General features: G+C 68.1%; 15 protein-coding genes. 12 read left to right on the top strand and 3 right to left on the bottom strand.

Annotated elements, in window-relative coordinates:
• Positions 1 to 123 precede the first annotated feature (123 nt).
• Together NV1_RS12945 and NV1_RS12940 are read left to right on the top strand one after the other, a co-directional pair.
• Entirely contained in the window at positions 124 to 2,112 is a 1,989-nt protein-coding gene (locus NV1_RS12945; protein WP_084525333.1) for a 2-oxoacid:acceptor oxidoreductase subunit alpha, read from the top strand.
• Complete coding sequence (locus tag NV1_RS12940; RefSeq protein WP_067890051.1) at positions 2,112 to 3,191, top strand: 2-oxoacid:ferredoxin oxidoreductase subunit beta; 1,080 nt, start codon at positions 2,112 to 2,114, stop codon at positions 3,189 to 3,191. Before NV1_RS12945 ends, NV1_RS12940 begins: the two co-directional genes overlap by 1 nt.
• A 520-nt stretch (positions 3,192 to 3,711) precedes the next feature.
• Here NV1_RS12940 and ypfJ read toward each other — a convergent pair.
• Positions 3,712 to 4,629, bottom strand: a complete 918-nt coding sequence (gene ypfJ / locus NV1_RS12935) for a KPN_02809 family neutral zinc metallopeptidase (RefSeq protein ID WP_067890048.1) — start codon at positions 4,627 to 4,629, stop codon at positions 3,712 to 3,714.
• A gap of 183 nt (positions 4,630 to 4,812) precedes the next feature.
• Here ypfJ and aspS point away from each other — a divergent pair, with 183 nt between their 5' ends.
• A complete protein-coding gene (gene aspS, locus NV1_RS12930) occupies positions 4,813 to 6,621 on the top strand; it encodes an aspartate--tRNA ligase (protein WP_067890545.1) in 1,809 nt (602 codons plus the stop codon).
• A gap of 100 nt (positions 6,622 to 6,721) precedes the next feature.
• Positions 6,722 to 7,678 carry a DUF389 domain-containing protein gene (locus NV1_RS12925; RefSeq protein ID WP_067890544.1) on the top strand — a complete coding sequence of 319 codons (957 nt, stop codon included), beginning with the start codon at positions 6,722 to 6,724 and terminating at the stop codon, positions 7,676 to 7,678.
• Between the two features lie 19 nt (positions 7,679 to 7,697).
• Here the strand turns inward: NV1_RS12925 and NV1_RS12920 are convergent, their stop codons facing one another.
• Positions 7,698 to 8,849, bottom strand: coding sequence for a DUF2189 domain-containing protein (locus NV1_RS12920; protein WP_157116865.1), 1,152 nt, complete (start codon positions 8,847 to 8,849; stop codon positions 7,698 to 7,700).
• Between the two features lie 283 nt (positions 8,850 to 9,132).
• Here NV1_RS12920 and NV1_RS12915 point away from each other — a divergent pair, with 283 nt between their 5' ends.
• Positions 9,133 to 10,302 carry a phosphotransferase family protein gene (locus NV1_RS12915; protein WP_067890541.1) on the top strand — a complete coding sequence of 390 codons (1,170 nt, stop codon included), beginning with the start codon at positions 9,133 to 9,135 and terminating at the stop codon, positions 10,300 to 10,302.
• Between the two features lie 7 nt (positions 10,303 to 10,309).
• Here the strand turns inward: NV1_RS12915 and NV1_RS12910 are convergent, their stop codons facing one another.
• The gene (locus NV1_RS12910) at positions 10,310 to 11,260 is read right to left on the bottom strand and encodes a TauD/TfdA dioxygenase family protein (RefSeq protein ID WP_067890045.1); all 951 of its coding nucleotides are present in this window, start codon (positions 11,258 to 11,260) and stop codon (positions 10,310 to 10,312) included.
• 68 nt (positions 11,261 to 11,328) lie between these two features.
• Here NV1_RS12910 and NV1_RS12905 point away from each other — a divergent pair, with 68 nt between their 5' ends.
• The 7 genes from NV1_RS12905 (at position 11,329) to NV1_RS12875 (ending at position 20,065) form a co-directional block, all read left to right on the top strand.
• Positions 11,329 to 11,937, top strand: a complete 609-nt coding sequence (locus NV1_RS12905; RefSeq protein ID WP_067890042.1) for a TetR/AcrR family transcriptional regulator — start codon at positions 11,329 to 11,331, stop codon at positions 11,935 to 11,937.
• 214 nt (positions 11,938 to 12,151) lie between these two features.
• On the top strand, positions 12,152 to 13,504 hold the full coding sequence (locus tag NV1_RS12900; RefSeq protein ID WP_067890040.1) for a replication-associated recombination protein A: 1,353 nt from the start codon (positions 12,152 to 12,154) through the stop codon (positions 13,502 to 13,504).
• Positions 13,505 to 13,616: 112 nt separating this feature from the next.
• On the top strand, positions 13,617 to 16,280 hold the full coding sequence (alaS, locus tag NV1_RS12895) for an alanine--tRNA ligase (RefSeq protein WP_067890038.1): 2,664 nt from the start codon (positions 13,617 to 13,619) through the stop codon (positions 16,278 to 16,280).
• Positions 16,280 to 16,870 (top strand): Holliday junction resolvase RuvX, encoded by a 591-nt coding sequence (gene ruvX, locus NV1_RS12890; protein ID WP_067890035.1) that lies wholly within the window; start codon positions 16,280 to 16,282, stop codon positions 16,868 to 16,870. Before alaS ends, ruvX begins: the two co-directional genes overlap by 1 nt.
• The gene (gene mltG, locus NV1_RS12885) at positions 16,867 to 18,684 is read left to right on the top strand and encodes an endolytic transglycosylase MltG (RefSeq protein WP_067890032.1); all 1,818 of its coding nucleotides are present in this window, start codon (positions 16,867 to 16,869) and stop codon (positions 18,682 to 18,684) included. The genes ruvX and mltG overlap by 4 nt, the downstream gene beginning before the upstream one ends.
• The gene (locus NV1_RS12880) at positions 18,674 to 19,507 is read left to right on the top strand and encodes a shikimate dehydrogenase (RefSeq protein ID WP_245713693.1); all 834 of its coding nucleotides are present in this window, start codon (positions 18,674 to 18,676) and stop codon (positions 19,505 to 19,507) included. The genes mltG and NV1_RS12880 overlap by 11 nt, the downstream gene beginning before the upstream one ends.
• A 75-nt stretch (positions 19,508 to 19,582) precedes the next feature.
• The gene (locus tag NV1_RS12875) at positions 19,583 to 20,065 is read left to right on the top strand and encodes a B-4DMT family transporter (RefSeq protein WP_067890535.1); all 483 of its coding nucleotides are present in this window, start codon (positions 19,583 to 19,585) and stop codon (positions 20,063 to 20,065) included.
• Positions 20,066 to 20,099: the final 34 nt, after the last annotated feature.

Below are 20,099 nucleotides of genomic sequence, written 5' to 3'. Positions count from 1 at the left end.
CCGCGACGCTGCCGGAATCGGTACGACGCGAAATCTGTTGAACCGCTTGCGACTCGGGCATGTCCGAGAGCGGCGGAGTAACTTGGCATGTGGTACTCATCGACGAGGAAGTGATACACGCGCATGGTTGCCCAGGGCTCTGATTCTCCCGGCGGCGCCGCCTCGCAAGCCGGTCGCGCGGACGCGGCCGGAAGCGGTGGCGTCGCAGAGAAATTGGAAAAGGTCGTCATCCGATTCGCCGGCGACTCCGGTGACGGTATGCAGCTGACCGGTGACCGTTTCACGCACGAGGCCGCCGCATTCGGCAACGACCTCGCCACGCAGCCGAACTTCCCCGCCGAGATCCGCGCACCCCAGGGCACGCTGCCCGGCGTCTCCTCGTTCCAGATCCAGATCGCCGATTACGACATCCTCACCGCCGGTGATCAGCCCGATGTGCTGGTGGCGATGAATCCGGCGGCGCTGAAGGCGAATCTGGAGGATCTGCCGCGCGGGGCGACGATCATCGTCAACACCGACGAGTTCACCAAGCGCACGCTGACCAAGGTCGGATATGCGGCCGATCCGCTCACCGACGATTCGCTGTCCGATTTCGTCGTGCACCGGGTGCCGATGACCTCCTTGACCTTGGGGGCGACCGAGTCGACCGGCGTCGGCAAGAAGGACGGCCAGCGGGCGAAGAACATGTTCGCCCTGGGCCTGCTGTCCTGGATGTACGGGCGGCCGATCGGCGGTACCGAGCAGTTCATGCGCGAGAAGTTCGCCGCAAAACCGGATATCGCCGAGGCGAACATCCTCGCCTTCCGGGCGGGCTGGAACTACGGCGAGACCACCGAGGCGTTCGCCACCACCTACGAGGTCGCCCCGGCGGTGCTGCCCGCGGGCACCTATCGGCAGATCACCGGCAACACCGCCCTGGCGTACGGCATCGTCGCGGCCGGGCAGCTCTCGGGGCTGCCGGTCTTCCTGGGCACCTATCCGATCACCCCAGCCTCGGACATCCTGCACGAACTGAGCAAGCACAAGAACTTCGGCGTCACCACCTTCCAGGCGGAGGACGAGATCGCCGGAATCGGTGCGGCACTGGGCGCCTCGCTGGGCGGAGCGCTCGGCGTGACCAGCACGTCGGGTCCGGGTCTGGCGCTCAAGAGCGAGACCATCGGCTTGGCCGTGATGACCGAGTTGCCGCTGCTGATCGTCGACGTGCAGCGCGGCGGCCCGTCGACCGGCCTGCCGACCAAGACCGAACAGGCCGACCTGCTGCAGGCGCTGTACGGCCGCAACGGTGAATCGCCGGTCGCGGTGGTCGCCCCGCGCTCGCCGGCCGACTGCTTCGCGGCCGCGGTGGAGGCCGCGCGCATCGCGCTGACCTATCGCACGCCGGTGCTGCTGCTCTCGGACGGTTCGATCGCCAACGGTTCGGAACCCTGGGCGATTCCGCAGGTCACGGAGCTGGAACGGATCGACCCCGGCTTCGAGCCCGGCGCGGCCGAGGGCGATTCGGATCCGTACCAGCCTTATGCGCGCGATCCGGAGACTTTGGCCCGGTCGCTCGCGGTGCCGGGCACGCTCGGCCGCGCCCACCGCATCGGCGGGCTGGAGAAGGCCGACGGCACCGGCAACATCTCCTACGATCCGGCGAACCACGACCTGATGGTCCGGCTGCGTCAGGCGAAGATCGATGGCATCGAGGTGCCGGACCTGGAGGTCGACGATCCCAGCGGTAATGCCGAACTGCTGATGATCGGCTGGGGCAGTTCCTACGGGCCGATCGGTGAGGCCTGCCGCCGGGCGCGGCGGCGCGGGGTCCCCGTGGCGCAGGCGCATCTGCGAAATCTGAATCCGCTGCCCGCCAACACCGGCGAGATATTGCGCCGCTACCGCACCGTGGTGGCGCCGGAGATGAACGGCGGTCAACTGGCCATGCTGCTGCGCGGCCGGTATCTGGTGGACGTGCAGCCCTGGACCAAGGTCGCCGGTACCGCGTTCTCGGCGCAGGAACTGGTCGGCGTGATCGACGCGGCACTGGACGGCTCACTGGCAGAACTCGAGAACGACAAGGTCTTCGCCGCACGCGCGAGGGCGACCTACCGCACCGTAGGGGGTAAGTGATGACGATCGTGGAGACCTCGCTCGTCGGCGCCGATCTCGGCCTGACCGGTCTGTCCGGCGTACCGGGCGCGCCGGGGCCGCAGAAGGTCAAGGATTACACCTCCGATCAGGAGGTGCGCTGGTGTCCGGGCTGCGGTGACTACGTCATCCTGGCGACCGTGCGCAGCTTTCTGGCCGATCTTGGGCTGCGCCGGGAGAACATGATGTTCGTCTCGGGTATCGGCTGCTCGAGCCGTTTCCCGTACTACCTGGACGCCTACGGGATCCACTCGATCCACGGCCGCGCACCCGCGATCGCGACCGGTCTGGCGGTGACCCGTCCGGATCTGTCGGTGTGGGTGGTGACCGGTGACGGCGACGCGCTCTCGATCGGCGGCAATCACCTCATCCACGCGCTGCGGCGCAATGTGAACATGACGATCCTGCTGTTCAACAACCGGATCTACGGCCTCACCAAGGGGCAGTACTCGCCGACCTCGGAACCTGGCAAGGTCACCAAGTCGACGCCGATGGGCTCGGTGGACCACCCGTTCAACACGCTGTCGGTGGCGCTGGGCGCGGAGGCCACTTTCGCCGCGCGGGCGCTGGATTCGGATCGCGCCGGGCTGACCGAGGTGCTGCGCGCGGCCGCGGAGCATCGCGGCACCTCCTTCGTGGAGATCCTGCAGGATTGCCCGATATTCAACGACGGCTCGTTCGACGTGCTGCGCAAGGACAACGCCGAATCCCATTTGATCCGGCTGCGTCACGGCCTGCCGCTGCGCTTCGGCGCCGAAGGCGAATTCGCCGTGGTGCAGCGCGGTTTCGGCCTCGACGTGGTGGCCACGGATACGGTCGCCGAATCCGAGATCGTCGTGCACGACGCCTACCGCGACGATCCGGGGTACGCGTACGCGCTCTCGCGCCTGTCCGAGCAGGACCTCTCGCACGTCCCGGTCGGTATTTTCCGCAGCGTCTCCAGGCCCACCTACGACGACGGCGTTCGCGAGCAGACCGAGATCGCACGGGAACGTCAACCGGTGCAGGCGGATTCACTACAGCGGCTGCTCACCGGCAAGGAGACCTGGACGGTCGGCTGAGTCCGCCGCATCCGTTTCGGGTGGTGAGTCGTCGTGATCCTCGACGCTCACCGCCCGAACTCATGGCCGATGTGAGTGCCGGGCCGAGACGAGCGCGGCCGCAGGTGAGGTCGGCGCCGGGGACGGTGGTTGCGGTTTGGTCGGCCGCGGCACGACCGGCGGTGTGGACGCGGGTATGTGGGTGGCCCAATCCCCGGGGGAGGCCGAAGTCGGCGCCCGGCTCATATCCGGCGTGCCGGAGGTCGGCGACTGCACTGCCACGAGTACGCCGCCGCGCAGGGTCAGCACCAGCGCCGATCCTGCCGCGAGGAGCTGTACGGACCCGAATCGTTCCCTCACCCCGAACGACTGCATAGACCGTCCCTTCTCCCGGGCGGCACGGTGCCGCGCCCGCGATTGTGGACCGCGCATGCGGCGAAATGTGTGCGGCGCGCCCTGCGTCGCATACGACGTGACCGGAACCGGACAAACCGGCGATTCGTCCGGTATCCGGTGGCCGCGTGAGCGGGGCCCTAGCGGGTCAACGCAGCGCGGGAGGATTGTCCAGGTCGGTGGCCGAGAACGTATCGCACGCCTTCACCTGGCCGTTGCGATATCCGGTGAGGAACCACTTCTGACGCTCGGCGGAGGAACCGTGCGTCCAGGATTCGGGATTGGTCCGGCCGGTGGCGGCCTTCTGGATCCGGTCGTCGCCGACCGACGAGGCGGCCGAGAGTGCGTCCTGAATATCCTTGTCCGACAGTGGTTTCAGGAACGGCTGATTACTGCCGGGTGCGGGGAGCTTATCGGCGTAGGAGGCCCAGACCCCGGCATAGCAGTCCGCCTGCAATTCGAGCCGCACCGATCCGGAGGTGGCGCCCTGTGCGGACTTCGCGGCGCGGCCGGAATCACCGAGCAGATTCTGGATGTGGTGGCCGACCTCGTGCGCGACGACGTATTCCTGCGCCAGCGGTCCGCCGCTGGAACCGAATTTGTCGACCAGTTCCTGGAAGAAACTGGTGTCGAAATACGCGGTGCGGTCGGCGGGGCAGTAGAACGGCCCGACCGCGCTGGTGGCCCGGCCGCAGCCGCCGGTGGACACCGCGCCGGTGAACAGTCGCACCTTCGGCGCGGTGTACGAGCGACGAGTCTGCCGGGAAAGTTCGGCGCCCCACACCGAATCCAAGCTCTGTGCCGTCAGCACCACCCGGCAGTCGACGTACTTGTTCGCATCCGCGCCGGTCTTGCAGTGGGCGGGTGTCTTGGCCGTTCCGGACTGGGCGGTTGTGCCGCCGGTCACCTCGCGCAGCAGAGATCCCGGATCTCCACCGAACACCAGCGCCAGGACCAGCACGATCAGACCGCCGGCGCCGCCGAGCGCGATCTTGCCGCCCATTCCCGGGCCGCCGCCCGAGGAGACCCGATCCGGATCGATCTGCATGCCCTCGTTGAAGGTCATCCGTGGCCCCTTCGCCCGTTGGTTCGCTGTGCCGCCACGCGATCCGGTCGGCCCGGGCCGCGTGCGGACTACAGCTTGACACGGGCGTGGCGGATATCGGTTTCCGACCGGTGAACGCCTCTCTCTAGGATGGGAGCGCATCAGCTCACCGAGCCGGTGCACCGACCCGTCGAAAGGAATACCGTGCTGCGCACCCACTTGGCAGGTTCGCTGCGAAGCGAACACGCCGGTCTGACCGTGACCCTCACCGGTTGGGTGGCTCGCCGTCGAGACCACGGTGGCGTGATCTTCATCGATCTGCGCGATGCGTCGGGTGTGTCGCAGGTGGTGTTCCGTGAGGGTGTTCCCGCCGAACAGGCGCACCGGTTGCGTGCGGAGTACTGCGTCCAGGTGACCGGCGTAGTCGAGCCGCGACCCGAGGGCAGTGAGAATCCGAATCTGCCGACCGGTTCGGTCGAGGTGAACGTCGGCGAACTCGTCGTTCTCAACGAGGCCGCGCCGCTGCCGTTCCAGCTCGACGAGCAACCCGGCGAAGAGGCACGGCTGAAGTACCGCTACCTGGACCTGCGCCGGGAGGGCCCGGCGCACGCCATCCGGCTGCGGTCCCAGGTCAACGCCGCTGCTCGCGCGGTCCTGGCCGAACATGCGTTCGTCGAGGTCGAAACCCCGACCATGACCCGTTCCACGCCCGAGGGCGCACGCGACTTCCTGGTCCCGGCGCGGCTGCAGCCCGGTAAGTTCTACGCGCTGCCGCAGAGCCCGCAACTGTTCAAGCAGTTGCTGATGGTATCGGGTATCGAGCGGTACTACCAGATCGCGCGCTGCTATCGCGACGAGGACTTCCGCGCCGACCGGCAGCCCGAATTCACCCAGCTCGATATCGAGATGAGCTTCGTGAGCCAGGAGGATGTCATCCTGCTGGCCGAGGATGTGCTCAGCGCGCTGTGGAAACTCGTGGGCCATGAGATCCCCACACCGATCCAGCACATGACCTACGCCGAGGCGATGCGCCGATTCGGTACCGACAAGCCGGATCTGCGGTTCGGCGTCGAAATCACCGAATGCGCCGAATACTTCGCGCAGACGCCGTTCCGGGTGTTCCAGGCGCCGTACGTCGGCGCGGTCGTGATGCCCGGCGGTGCGAGTCAGCCGCGGCGTCAGCTGGACGCCTGGCAGGAGTGGGCCAAGCAGCGTGGCGCGAAGGGCCTGGCGTACATCCTGGTCAACGAGGACGGCACGCTGGGCGGGCCGGTGGCCAAGAACCTCAGCGATTCCGAGCGCGAGGGCCTGGCCAAACACGTCGGCGCGGAACCGGGGGACTGCGTGTTCTTCGCCGCCGGGGAGACCAAGGCGCAGCGGGCGCTGCTGGGCGCCGCCCGTGCCGAGATCGCGCGCAAGTGCGATCTGATCGACGAGAATGCTTGGGCGTTCGTCTGGATCGTGGACGCGCCGCTGTTCGAACCGGCCGCCGATGCCGCCGCGAGTGGCGATGTGGCCCTGGGATATTCGGCGTGGACGGCGGTACATCACGCGTTCACCTCACCCAAGCCCGAATCCCTGGACACCTTCGACACCGATCCGGGTGCGGCCCTGGCCTACGCCTACGACATCGTCTGCAACGGCAACGAGATCGGCGGCGGTTCCATCCGCATCCACCGCCGTGACGTGCAGGAGCGAGTGTTCGAGGTGATGGGCATCAGCCACGAGGAGGCACAGGAGAAGTTCGGCTTTCTGCTGGACGCCTTCTCCTACGGGGCTCCGCCGCACGGCGGCATCGCCTTCGGCTGGGACCGCATCACCGCACTGCTGGCCGGGGTGGATTCGATCCGCGAGGTCATCGCGTTCCCGAAGTCCGGCGGTGGGGTGGACCCGCTGACCGAAGCGCCCACGCCGATCACCCGGCAGCAGCGCAAGGAGGCGGGGTTGGACGTCGTCCTCGACGAGAACGGCAACCCCGTCGGCCGGGACGAGAAGGCCGCCGGGAAGAAGTAACTCACGGTGGGCCCGGATCGGCGTGATCGGTCCGGGTTCGGTTGTCCGGCAACGCATCTCGGGGCCCTGCCGGTGCGAGACGAAGCGGAGGCAGGAGAACGTGCTGCACGTCCGGGTGATCTGCCCGTCGGGGAAGACCGAGAGTGCGCTCGCCGCGCTGCGCGCCGAGCCGGGCGCGACGCTGATCACGGTGCAGCGCGGTGCCGCGGTCGAGCCGCCCGGGGATGTGCTCGAGGCCGATGTCGCGCGTGAGTCGGTCGACGACGTGGTCGAGGCCCTCGAGGCGCTGGGCATCGGCCGCGAGGGCGGGATCGTGCTCGGGCCGATCGATACGGCGCGATCGGATTCGGCGGATCGGGCGGTCGCCGAGGCGCCGGGTGATCCGTCGGTTGCGGTCGTCTGGGAGGCGCTGCTGGCCGAGACCAGGAGCGAGTCGGCGCTGAGTCCGGCGTTCCTGGCGTTCATCACCATCGCATGCCTGCTGGCCGCGGTCGGCATCGCCACCGATTCGCCGGTGACGATCGTCGGCGCGATGGTGGTGGGGCCCGAATTCGGGCCGCTGGCCGCGCTCGCGGTGTCGTTGGTGCGCAAGGATTTCGCGTTGGCGCGCCGCTCGGCGCTGGCCCTGATCGCCGGATTCTCCGTTGCCATGGTGATCACCTGGGCGGCCACGCTGGTGTGGGAGCAGTTCGGCTGGCTGACCCTGGACAGCGTCGACCGAATTCACAACGTGGAGTTCATCTATCAGGTGGGGCCGTTCTCACTGGTGGTCGCGCTACTGGCGGGCGCGGCCGGGATGTTGTCGCTGGTGACCTCGAAATCGGCTGCGCTGGTTGGTGTTTTCATCTCGGTGACGACGATCCCGGCGGCCGGATTCGCGGTGGTGGCCGCGACCGTGGGCGCGTGGGACAAGGCGTTCTCGTCGATCGGCCAGCTCGGGGTGAACATGATCGGGATCGTGGTCGCCGGATGGCTCGTGCTGCAGTTGCGCCCCCGGCACGGCAGCGAGCGCGGACCGCTGGATCGGTTCAGGCGTTACTGGGCCTCGGGCGAATAACGCTGTGTCCGTGGGCAGATCAGCCCAGGGTCAGGCCGTCGGTCAGCGCGCGATAGGAGTAGGTCAGCGCCATCACCGAGATCGGGCCGACCAGCAGCAGGCTCAGCGCGCCGATGACCATGCCGACCGTACCGGCGATGACCATGCCGATCACGCAGACCATCAGAGCGGCCACGGTCAGGAACAGCACCGCGAACGCCAGCAGCAGCGTCTTGCCGATGTCCGAGAGCACCAGCCGCACACTGGATCGGATCGCGGCGATCGGATTCTGGTCGCGGTCGATCACGAAGTGCAGTGCGAACATGCACAGGAATCCGACCACGATTGCCGCGAGCACACCCAGGATGGTCGCGAGCGTCTCGGACACGATGGCGAACACCGCGGACACCACGATCATCGCCAGCAGGCTGCTCGCGAATACCGCCAGCGCCGAGAGCAGGACGTTACCGGCGTTGACGAATCCGAAGAACGCTTGGAAATCCGGTGGGGTGCCGTCGGTTTCGTAGAGCGCGCCCCGGATCATGGCCGCCTGCAGCAGCCAGACCACGACGGCCACGATCAGGAACAGCAGCAACAGCGGGATCACCGAATTGATGTTCGCGACCCGGACCACCACGGTCGCGGCCAGATAGGCGACGAAGCCGACGAGGGTGATCGCGATCCAGGAAATCGGATTGGCGCGCAAGCGTTCCCAGCCGTATCCGAGTGCGCGGCCGATACTCAGGCCGAGGGGCGGGGGCGCGGGGAATCCGTAGGGCGGCTGGCCCGGCGTCGCGTCCTGCGGTGCTCCGGGAGGTACCGCGCCGGTTGTCGGCGACCAGCCGGAATGGGGTGTTGTGCCGGGGGCGTAGCCCTGGCCGGCGTTCGGGTCGTAGCCCGGGGAGTAGCCGGGTTGAGACGCCGTCGTCGGCTGGCCGTGTCCGGGCTGAGACTGGCCGTAACCCTGTACCGGAGGAGGTGCGGGCTGCTGGGTGGGCGCGGATGTCGCACCGAAGACCGGGGGCGGGGGCGGGGGGCCGCCGGTCACCGGAGGCGTGGCCGCGGGGGTTCCGGGGCGTGCGGATCTTCCGGAGCGCGCTCCGGCGTCCTGGGGATATCCGGACTGTGGTGTGGACTGCTCTCGGGCGCTGTCCCCGGATGTGCCGGGCGCGGGGTGCGGAGTCTCGGTCATCGTGGGGACCTTTCGAATCGCCTGGGTTTCAGTGTGGCGCACAGCAGTTGGCGATGACACAACCGGAACCGCCCGCGTCGTGTCAAGCAGCCTCGAGAGTATTCCTGTCCGAAATGTCGTAATACCTGATGGGCAGGATGATCCCGTACGTGATGCACGTCGTGCGCGGACCTCCAGCCTCTCGCGCCGACGGCCCGCAGTTCATCGAGACACGCCGAGCGACGCGCGAAAGGTTGTGGAACCGCTCGCTGAAAGTGACCTGAAGCGAGTAACTTGGATCGCGATGACCGCACTATTGGCCGAACGCGCCACCGAAGTCGTGTCCGCGGCACAGCATTTGCTCACAAAGCGAATGGGTGCTCCGGTGAAGCTCAGCGATCCGATAGAGCTCGGCGGCAGTGGCCGGACGACGGTACTACGTGTGCGTGTCGCGGAGAATGCCTTCTCACTTCCGCGCACGCTCATCGTCAAACAGCTCCGCGGTGCGGCGCAGGATCGCCGCATCGGTGGCCTCGTGCCCGGCGTGGCGAGCATCGACGCGGCATTTCTTCGTGAGGCGGTGTCCTACCAGTTCACCACCGCCCTCAGCAGCAGGCATCGGCCCGGTGCGTATCTGCTGGCCCACGATCTGCCCGCCCGGCTGCTGATCCTGAGCGATCTGGGCGAGAACGCCTCGCTCACCACGGTGCTGCGTTCGGGCGCCGAGCCGGCCAGCCGCAATGCGCTGATGGCCTTCGCTCAGGCGATGGGCCGCATGCACGCGGCCACGGTCGGTCGCGAGCCCGACTTCGTGGCGTTGTTGCGGCGCGTCGACGTGGCGCACCGGGTGGACGGTATCGCCCAGCAGGCCGAGGCCGCGATCGGCGAGGTGCCCCGCATGCTGCACCGCGAGCTGAACATCGAGGTCCCCGGCGAGATCGCCGAACGCATCGTCGCGGGCAACCGGTTGTTCTCCGCGGGCCGTCATCGTGCCTTCAGCCCCTCGGACCTGTGTCCGGACAATATCATTCTCAACGCCGAGGGTGCCCGGTTCCTGGACTACGAGTGGGGCGGATTCCGCGACGCCACGCTGGATATCGCCTATGCGCTGGTCTCCTTCCCCGGCTGCTTGTGCGACGTCGAACTCTCCCGCGAACGCGCCCGTCAGCTGGTCGAGGCGTGGCGTTCGGAGGTGGTGGGCGTGTGGCCCGCCCTGGCCGACGACGCCGTACTCGCCGAGCGGATCCTGGAGGCGCGCCTGATCTGGGTGTGGCTGACCACGTACTGGTTCCTGCCCGCCGATCACGCCCGCATCGCCGCCGCTCGCGAGCACGGCCTGTCGATTCCGCGCTCGGCGGCCCTGATCAATCGCTGGGCCGCCTTGGCCGAGGACGCCCGGTGCACCGGCGACGACATCCTGGGCGATTTCGCCGAGCACGTCTCGGCCACGCTCGAGGAATTCTGGGAAGAATAGACCCCGCTCAGCGGGATGGGCGGGGTCCGACGATGGACGCGCGTTCCATGACCCGGACCTGCGGCCAGTAGTCGCTGGTGGCGTAATGCTGTACCGCCCGGTTGTCCCAGAAGGCGACGGTGTGCGGCTCCCAGTGCAGGCGAACCTGGTGTTCGGGGTAGTCGGCCTGCCGGCACAGCCGGTCCAGTAGTTCGCGGCTCGCCTCGGGGGTTCGTCCGGCGATGTGGTCGACGAAGATCCGGTTGACGTAGAGATGGCGGCGGCCGGTGGCCGCGTGGGTGCACACCACGGGGTGTTCGACGCTGGGATGTTCGGCCCGCATGCGCTCGCGTTCCCCGGGTGCGGCCGCGCGGCCGAAGGCCCGGGTGAAGTCGTGGACCGCGGTGAGCTCGTCGGCGAGTGCGCGGGTGTCCTCGTCCAGCGCCGCGTACGCGGCGTACATATCCGAGAACAGGGTGTCGCCGCCGACCTCGGGCACCGAGATCGCGTGCAGGATCGCGCCCATCGACGGCCGCGGCCGCCAGGTCACATCGTGATGCCAGGTGTTCTCGAGTCCCGCGACGTCCGCGCCCTTCGCGAATCGGACCAGTTCGGGCTGGTCGGAATTGGACCCGAGCGCCGGATGCACCTCGAGTTCGCCGAACCCCCGGGCGAACGCGACGTGCTGGGCCGGGGTGATCGGCTGGTCGCGGAAGAACAGCACCTTGTACTCGTGCAGCGCCTGCCGCAATTCGGCGACGACCTCCTCCGCCAGCGGTTCGCGCAGATCGATCCCGCTGATCCGGCCGCCGAGCGTGGTGCCGACGAGTTGGGCGTCGAAATGCTGCCAGCGCAGCGCGGACAGGCGCCGATGTTCGGCGGTCAGATGGGTGAACGGTCCGACCAGCAGGGGATATCCCGGCAGCGGGAACGGGCGCACGGTGGGTTCGGGTTCGGCGACGGCGGGTGCTTCGGTCATGTCGGCTCCTTGGGTCCGGTCGAGTGTAGTCGTACGACTACAGGCGTTCCATGCGTTAATGTAGTCGCATGACTACAGATCGCGCAACCGGTACGCCCGGACCCGGTGAGACTCCGGTCGGGCGGGATGCGGTCGTGGCCGCGGTGCTGACGCACGCCGCCGAGCTGTTCGCCGAGCGCGGCCCGGCCGCGACCTCCATCCGCGATATCGCCGAGCGGGCCGGGGTCAATCACGGCCTGGTGTTCCGGCACTTCGGGGCCAAGGATCAGCTGGTGGCCCGGGTGCTGGACGAGCTGGCCGCTGAATCGCTTGCGGCACTGGAACGTTCGGGTCCCGGTGATCGCTCTCCGCTGGATGTCGCGCTGCGCCGGCATCTGACCGTGCTGGCCCGCAGCATCCTGGACGGCTACCCCGTCGCCCGTATGCAGCGCGACTTCCCGGTGATCTCGCGACTGATCGAGCGGGCGCGGCCGTTCCACGGGTCGGATCACGATGCGTCGCTGGCCGTGGCTCATGTGGCGGCGTTGTCGCTGGGCTGGCAACTGTTCGGGTCGTTCCTGCGGGGTGCGGCAGGGCTGGAGGACATGACCGATGCGGAGCTGCAGGGCGATATCGATGCCGAGGCGGTGCGCATCCTGCTGTCCGGCCGCGCCGATCCGCACACCTCCGCCGAATGAGCCGACGGCCGAGGATGTCGGTGCAGGTCGGTACGGTTGATTCGTGAATGAACGAACCGATCGCCCGCGTACGGCGGCGGGTGTGGTCGAGCGTGGGTGAATTCGGGCGCGTGGTCGGCGACAGGCCGTTCCGCGGCGCACACCTCCGGGTGCGGACACTGGTCCGAGGTGTGGGCTCGCAGACAGTGCGAAGGGGATCGGGTGAGGTTCGGCAATGAATGAGGGGCTGTTCGAAGCTCCCGGCGCGCCGGCTCCGTCGGCTGGTACGGAGGAGTTCTCGCTGGGGCAGGCCGCCGGGCGGTTGGCGCCGCTGGCGGTGCGGATGCGCCCGGCGAGTTTGGACGAGGTGGTCGGTCAGCAGCATCTCCTGGGTGCGGGTTCACCGCTGCGGCGGCTGATCGAGGGGTCCGGTGCGGCGTCGGTGCTGCTGTACGGGCCGCCCGGGACCGGTAAGACGACGCTGGCCTCGTTGATCTCCCAGGCGACCGGTCGCCGGTTCGAGGCGTTGTCGGCGTTGTCGGCCGGGGTCAAGGAGGTGCGGGCGGTCATCGATGTGGCCCGGCGCCGGTTGCTGGCCGGTGAGCAGACGGTGCTTTTCATCGACGAGGTACACCGGTTCTCCAAGACCCAGCAGGACGCGTTGCTGGCCGCGGTGGAGAACCGGATCGTGCTGCTGGTGGGCGCGACGACGGAGAACCCGTCCTTCTCGGTGGTGTCGCCGCTGCTGTCACGGTCGCTGGTGCTGCAGCTGAAGTCGTTGTCGGAGAACGATATCCGGCAGGTGTTGCGCCGAGCCGCGGACGATCCGCGCGGACTGGGCGGTGAGTACGCGATCAGCGAGGAGGCGCTGGATCACATCGTGCGCATCGCCGGTGGAGATGCGCGTCGCGCGTTGACCGCGCTGGAGGCCTCGGCGGAATCTTCGCTGGATGGCAGCGTCGGCGTGGATCTGGTGGAGGCGAGCGTCGATCGCGCGGCCGTGCGCTACGACCGCGCCGGAGATCAGCACTACGACGTGATCAGCGCCTACATCAAATCCCTGCGCGGGTCGGACGTCGACGCGGCGCTGCACTATCTGGCCCGGATGATCAGCGCCGGTGAGGATCCGCGCTTCATCGCCCGCCGCCTGATGATCCAGGCCAGCGAGGACGTCGGCATGGCCGACCCGACCGCGTTGCAGACCGCCGTCGCCGCCGCCCAGGTGGTGCAGCTGGTCGGCATGCCCGAGGCGCAGCTCGCGCTCGCGCACGCCACCATCCACGTCGCCACCGCCCCGAAATCCGGTGCCGTGGCGGCCGCGATCGGCGCGGCCATATCCGATATCGGTCAGGGCAAGGCCGGTGCGGTACCCGCGCACCTGCGCGACGGCCACTACGCCGGTGCCGCGAAGCTCGGCAACGCCCAGGGCTACAAGTACCCCCACGACCACCCCGACGGCGTGTTGTCCCAGCAATACCCTCCCGACGAACTCGTCGGCACCGACTACTACGCCCCCACCGACCACGGCTATGAACGCGAAGTCGGCCCCCGGGTGACCAAACTCCGCCGAATAGTCCGAGGCCGTTGAGGTCGCCTGAGCTCCGCTACCGCCGGGGAACGCCAACCCGGGCACGAGGAGAGGGACGGAGGCCAAAGGCCCGGTAATATCCGCTGGACCACGCCCGGTAGGCTGGATATTCGTGCAGACCCACGAGATTCGACGGCGCTTCCTGGACCATTTCGTCCATGCCGGCCACACCGAGGTGCCCAGTGCCTCCCTGATCCTGGCCGACCCCAACCTGCTGTTCGTCAACGCAGGCATGGTGCAGTTCGTGCCGTATTTCCTCGGTCAGCAAACCCCGGCATTCGCCACCGCGACGAGCGTGCAGAAGTGCGTGCGGACGCTGGATATCGAGAACGTCGGCATCACCACCCGGCACAACACCTTCTTCCAGATGGCCGGCAACTTCAGCTTCGGCGACTACTTCAAGCGCGGGGCGATCGAGCTGGCCTGGTCGCTGCTGACCGGGTCGGTCGAGGACGGCGGCTACGGCTTCGATCCCGAAAAGCTTTGGGCCACCGTCTATCTGGACGACGACGAGGCCGAGAAGATCTGGCTGTCGGTCGGTGTGCCGCCGGAGCGGATCCAGCGCCGCGACATGGCGGACAACTACTGGTCCATGGGCATTCCCGGTCCGTGCGGCCCCTGTTCGGAGATCTACTACGACCGCGGCCCGGAGTACGGGCGCGAAGGTGGGCCCGAGGCCGACGAGGATCGCTACCTCGAGATCTGGAATCTCGTGTTCATGCAGAACGAGCGTGGTGAGGGGCGCGGCAAGGACGATTTCGAGATCCTCGGCCCGCTGCCGAAGAAGAATATCGACACCGGTATGGGTGTCGAGCGCGTCGCGTTCCTGCTGCAGGGCGTCGACAATGTCTACGAGACCGATCTGCTGCGCCCCATCATCACCCGGGCCGAGGAGCTGACCGGCCGGGCCTACGGCGTCGAACACTCCGACGACGTGCGCTTCCGCGTCATCGCCGATCACGCCCGCACGGCGGCCATGCTGATCGCCGACGGCGTGAATCCCGGCAACGACGGCCGCGGTTACGTGCTGCGCCGCCTGCTGCGCCGGATCGTGCGCTCGGCCCGGCTGCTGGGTGCGGACAAGCCGGTGATGAGCGAGTTCATGTCGGTCGTGAGCGGGCTGATGGCTCCCTCGTATCCGGAACTGGCCAGTGATCTCGGACGGATCGAGACGGTCGCGGTCGGTGAGGAGACCGCGTTCCTCAAGACGCTGGCCACCGGTTCGAAGCTGTTCGACGACACCGTGGCCGAGGTGCGCTCGGTTGGTGGGGCGCGGATCGCCGGTTCGGATGCGTTCACCCTGCACGACACCTACGGTTTCCCGATCGATCTGACCCTGGAGATGGCCGCCGAGGCCGGACTCGAGGTCGACGAGGTGGGCTTCCGCTCGCTGATGGCTGAGCAGCGTCAGCGCGCCAAGGAGGACGCCCAGTCCCGCAAGCACGCGCACGCCGACCTGACCATCTACAAGGAGTTGGTCGACCGCGGTCCGACGGAGTTCACCGGATTCGACGAACTCACTTCGGAGGCGAAGGTTCTCGCGCTCATCTCCGACGGCGTGCGGGTTCCGGTGGCGTCCGCGGGACAGAGCGTCGAGGTGATCCTGGATCGCAGCCCGCTGTACGCGGAATCCGGCGGTCAGATCGCCGACCGGGGTTCGCTCACCGCGTCGGGGCTGAAGGTACGCGTCAACGACGTGCAGAAGATCGCCAAGCAGCTGTGGGTGCACAAGACCACCGTCGAACAGGGCCGGATCACCGAGGGCGATACGGTTCTGGCGCAGGTGGATCCGGCGTGGCGGCGGGGCGCGACCCAGGGCCACTCGGGCACGCACATGGTGCATGCCGCGCTGCGTCAGGTGCTCGGCCCGAACGCGGTGCAGGCCGGTTCGCTGAACAAGCCTGGTTATCTGCGCTTCGACTTCAACTGGCAGGGCCAGCTGTCCGAATCGCAGAAGGCCGATATCGAGGCGGTCTCCAACGACGCTGTGGGCGCGGACTTCCCGGTGAACACCTTCGTCACCGATCTGCCCAAGGCCAAGGCGATGGGCGCGATGGCGCTGTTCGGCGAGAACTACGGCGACGAGGTGCGCGTCGTGGAAATCGGCGGCCCGTTCTCGATGGAGCTGTGCGGCGGTACGCATGTCGAGCATTCCTCGCAGATCGGCCCGATCACCGTGCTCGGTGAATCCTCGGTCGGTTCGGGTGTGCGGCGCGTGGAGGCGTTCGTCGGCCTGGACTCGTACCGCTACCTGGCCAAGGAGCGTGCGCTGCTGGCCGGGGTCGCCTCCTCGTTGAAGGTGCCCAGCGAAGAGGTGCCCGCGCGCGTGGAGCAGCTGGTGGAGCGGCTGAAGGTCGCCGAGCGGGAACTCGAGCGGACCAAGGTGCAGGCCGTGCTGTCGCAGGCCGGGAAGTTCGTCGACGAGGCCGAGCGAGTCGGCCGGGTGCTGCTGGTGGCCGCGGCCGCGCCGGAGGGTGTCGGTCCGGGTGATCTGCGCACCCTGGCCGGGGATATCCGCGGCCGCTTCGGCAGTGAACCGGCCGTGGTGGTGCTGCTGGGCAATGACGGCGGCAAGGTGCCGTTCGTGGTCGCGGTGAACAAGTCCGCGCAGGACCTCGGCTTCAAGGCCGGTGATCTGGTCGGCAGCTTCGGACCGAGCATCGCCGGACGTGGTGGCGGCAAGCCGGAGATGGCGCAGGGCGCGGGATCGGACCCGTCCGGGATCGCGCCCGGTCTGGCTGCCGTGCGTGCGCGGGTGGCCGAGCTCGCCGCCTGATGCACAGCTCCCCGGGGGACGAAACTTCGGAGGGTTCCTCACCGGCGTCCGGTCCGGTTTCCGATCGGCCGGACGCCGCGACCGATCCTGGCCGCGGGAGGCGGATCGGCATCGATGTGGGCACGGTCCGCATCGGTGTCGCCTCCTGCGATCCGGACGGAATCCTGGCCACTCCGGTCGAGACGGTGCCGCGCGCCGGGAAGGGCAAGGGCGGCGCGGGTAGAGGGAAAGGCGCTCCCGCAACCGATCTGACCCGTATTGCCGAGATTGTGCGGGAATATGAGGCCGTCGAGGTGATCGTTGGGCTTCCGCGCACTCTTCGTGGCGAGAACGGCGCTTCGGCGACACTCGCCGAAAGGTTTGCGAAGAGTTTGCAATTGGTGCTTCCCGATGTGCCGATAAGACTTTCCGACGAACGTTTGACTACGGTGGCAGCTGCACGTGCACTGCGAGACAGTGGAGTTCGCGCACGTGGGCAGCGGCAGATGATCGACCAGGCGGCGGCCGTATCGATCCTGCAAGGGTGGTTGGACGAACGGAGTACGGTGCTAAGGTCGGCCGGTGACGCAGGCGGCGGGGTGGGCGAATGAATGACCGCTGGCTCCGTGCCGAAGAACGTCTTCGGCGCAGCACCGAGGAGCGGCGGTACCGTCGCTCGGACAATTGGGCGGAGGCGGACGAGCGTGCCGCGCACAGTGCGCAGAACCGGGCCGTGCGCGGCTCCGAGCTGGGCGCGCCGCGCGGTGCCGAGCCCCGGCACGGTCGGCGTGCGCGCCATGCGGCCCCGGACGAGTGGGATGAGCGCGAGGACGACACCACGGTCATCCCGGCCTATCGCGACGAGTACGAGGACGGTTATCCCAGCGGCGAGTTCGAGTACGGCGACAACGCCTATACCGGCGGGCATCGATACCTCGACCCGGACGACTATGTCGAGCAGGAGTACGCCGAAGCCGAGTACGCCGAGGACTACTACGACCAGGAGCCGCCGACAGAACCCGAACCCGCGCCGCGCCGCGCCCCGCAGCGGGCCCGGCAGCGCGAGCGAGGCACTCGGGAGGAGACCGCTCGTACCCAATCCGGCGGCGCCAGGACGACCCGTAAGCAAACTGGTGGCAAATCCGCGACCCGGAAGTCCGGCGCTCGTGGATCGGGCGCCGGGACACAGCGCACTCGCAAGCCCGGCTCGCGGGACGAGGCGCAGCGCGGCCGGTCCGGGCGGGGACGTCGATCCCGCGTCGCCTCCCGCAAAGCGGCCGAGCGCAAACGTCGCCGCCGCAATCTGATCTACGTCGGCACGGTCTTCGTGGTGTTGTTCGCCGTCGCGGTGGTCTACGCCGGATACAAGTTCATCGGCGGCTTCGGCGGCCCCGACGATTACACCGGTGCCTCCGGGCCGCTGACGGTCGTACGTGTCGCGCCCGGCGACACCGCGGAACAGATCGCCAAGACGATGCTCGACCGGGGAGTGGTGAAGAGTACCGGCGCGTTCTATCAAGCGGCCGTGCGGGATTCGGGGATGAACTCGGTGCAGCCCGGCTATTACGCGGTGCCGACGCACAGTAAGGGCGCCGATGCGGTGACCGCGCTGATGAGCAAGAACGCCCGGGTCGGCAATGTTGTCATCTCCGAGGGGCGGCGGCTGCACGATTCGACCGACGCGAACACCGGTTCCCGCAGCGACGGGATCTACCGCAAGATCGCCGACGCCAGTTGCATCGGCACGGGCAGCGCGAAGAAGTGCGTCACCTACGAGCAGCTCGACGCGGCCGGAGCGAGTACCGACCTGAACGCGCTCGGAGTGCCGCAGTGGGCGATGGACTCGGTGCGTCAGGTGCCCGACCGCACTCGCCAGCTCGAGGGCCTGATCGAAGCCGGCACATGGGATTTCGATCCGAGTGGGACTCCGGCGCAGATTCTGGCCCAGCTGGTCAGGCAGAGCGCGCAGAGTTACGAGTCGACCGGACTGCTGACGACCAACGCCAACAACTTGAACCCGTATCAGACGCTGACCGCGGCTTCGCTGGTCGAGCGCGAGGCTCTGCCCGCCGATATGGCCAAGGTGGCCCGAGTGATCGTGAACCGGCTCGCAGTCGATCAACCGCTGCAGTTCGATTCGACGGTGAACTACACCTTGGACAAGCTCGCGGTCGCCACCAGCGACGCCGATCGGGCCAAGCGCACCCCGTGGAACACCTACGCCATGTCCGGCTTGCCCGCGACGCCGATCGCCTCACCCTCGCTGGGTGCGTTGCGTGCCATGGAGAATCCGACACCGGGGCCGTGGCTGTACTTCGTCACCGTGGACAAACAGGGCATGACCCTGTTCACCGACAGCTACAGCGAACATCAGCGCAATATCGAAAAGGCCAGGCAGAGCGGAATTCTCGACAGTGGACACTAACGGCACCGCATCGGTGCGCACGCATCGCCGGGCGGGCGTGCTGGGCAGTCCGATCGCGCATTCCCGCTCACCTCAGCTGCATCTGGCGGCGTATCGCGCCCTCGGCCTGGATTGGACCTACGAGCGCATCGAGTGCACCGCCGAACAGCTGCCCGGTTTGGTCGCCGGACTGGGGCCCGAATGGGTGGGGTTATCGGTGACGATGCCGGATAAGGTGGCCGCGCTCGAGTTCGCGTCCGAGCGCACCGAGCGGGCGATCCTGGTCGGTTCGGCGAATACTCTGGTGCGGACCGCGTCCGGATGGCGGGCGGACTGCACCGATGTGGACGGGGTGCGCGGCGCGCTGCGCGGCGGCGGCGTCGAGAAGGTCGCCGAGGCGGTGGTGATCGGTGCGGGTGGTACCGCACGGCCCGCGCTGTTGGCGCTGTCCGAACTCGGGGCACATGCGGTCACGGTCGTCGCGCGCGATGCCGGCCGGTCCGCGAGCGCGCTGGAATTGGCCGGGCGCCTGGGGATGTCGGCGACGATGATCGATTTCGACGCGGAGCGGCTGCGGGCCGCGTGCGCCCGCGCCGACGCGGTGGTCAGCACGGTGCCCGCGAACGGTGCTGCGGTGGTAGCGGATTCGATCGCCGCCGCGCCGGTGGTGCTGGACGCCATCTACGACCCGTGGCCGACCCCGGTTGCCGAGGCGGTCCTGCGGGCCGGTCATACGGTGATCAGCGGGCTGCAGATGCTGTTGAACCAGGCCTACGGCCAGGTTGAGCAGTTCACCGGCGCCCAGGCGCCCCGTGCTGCGATGATCGCGGCGCTGGACGGCTAGTTCACCCGGTCCGGGTTGCAGAACTGTAACCGGTTACTATTTTTCCGAATCCTTCGGCAGGTTAGGGTGGACGACATGAATGCGTGGGTGTTACGCGCCATTGGTCTGGGCGTGCTGACGGTTGTCCTGCGGACCCTGCTGGGCTTCGGGATGATCAACTGGCCGACCCAGGGAGCTTGGATGCGCTTGGTCTGCCTGATCGTATTGATCGCTGCCGGAGTGGCCTGGGGCCTGTTCGACGGTCGTGGCGACCGTCGGGCTCATCCGGATCCCGAGCGTGGCGGCGCGGATCTGACCATGCGCTGGCTGAAGGCGGGTGTGGTCGGCGGTCTGGGCTCGGGCGTGGTGGCCTGGGCGCTGGATTACGTTCCGTCCTTCGATCTCGGTGACAACGGCCTGGGTTTCGAGATCACCGCGGGCGCCGCGTTCATCGTGCTGATGATCTTCATCCCCGCCATGGTGGGCGTCGGGCTCGGGCGCTTCCTGGTCAACCGGGAGAACAACAAGGCGGCCGAGACCTCGCGACCCTCGACGGATCACGCCGCCAGCCCCGCCTGACCCTTCGACAACGACGATGCCGTTCCGGGTTCGA

The organism is Nocardia vaccinii NBRC 15922 (genome assembly GCF_001613305.1).
In the GTDB taxonomy this organism is placed as follows: Bacteria; Actinomycetota; Actinomycetes; order Mycobacteriales; family Mycobacteriaceae; genus Nocardia; species Nocardia vaccinii.
Note: the sequence above shows the minus strand (reverse complement) of the source record. Positions and strands in the feature narration are given on the sequence as shown.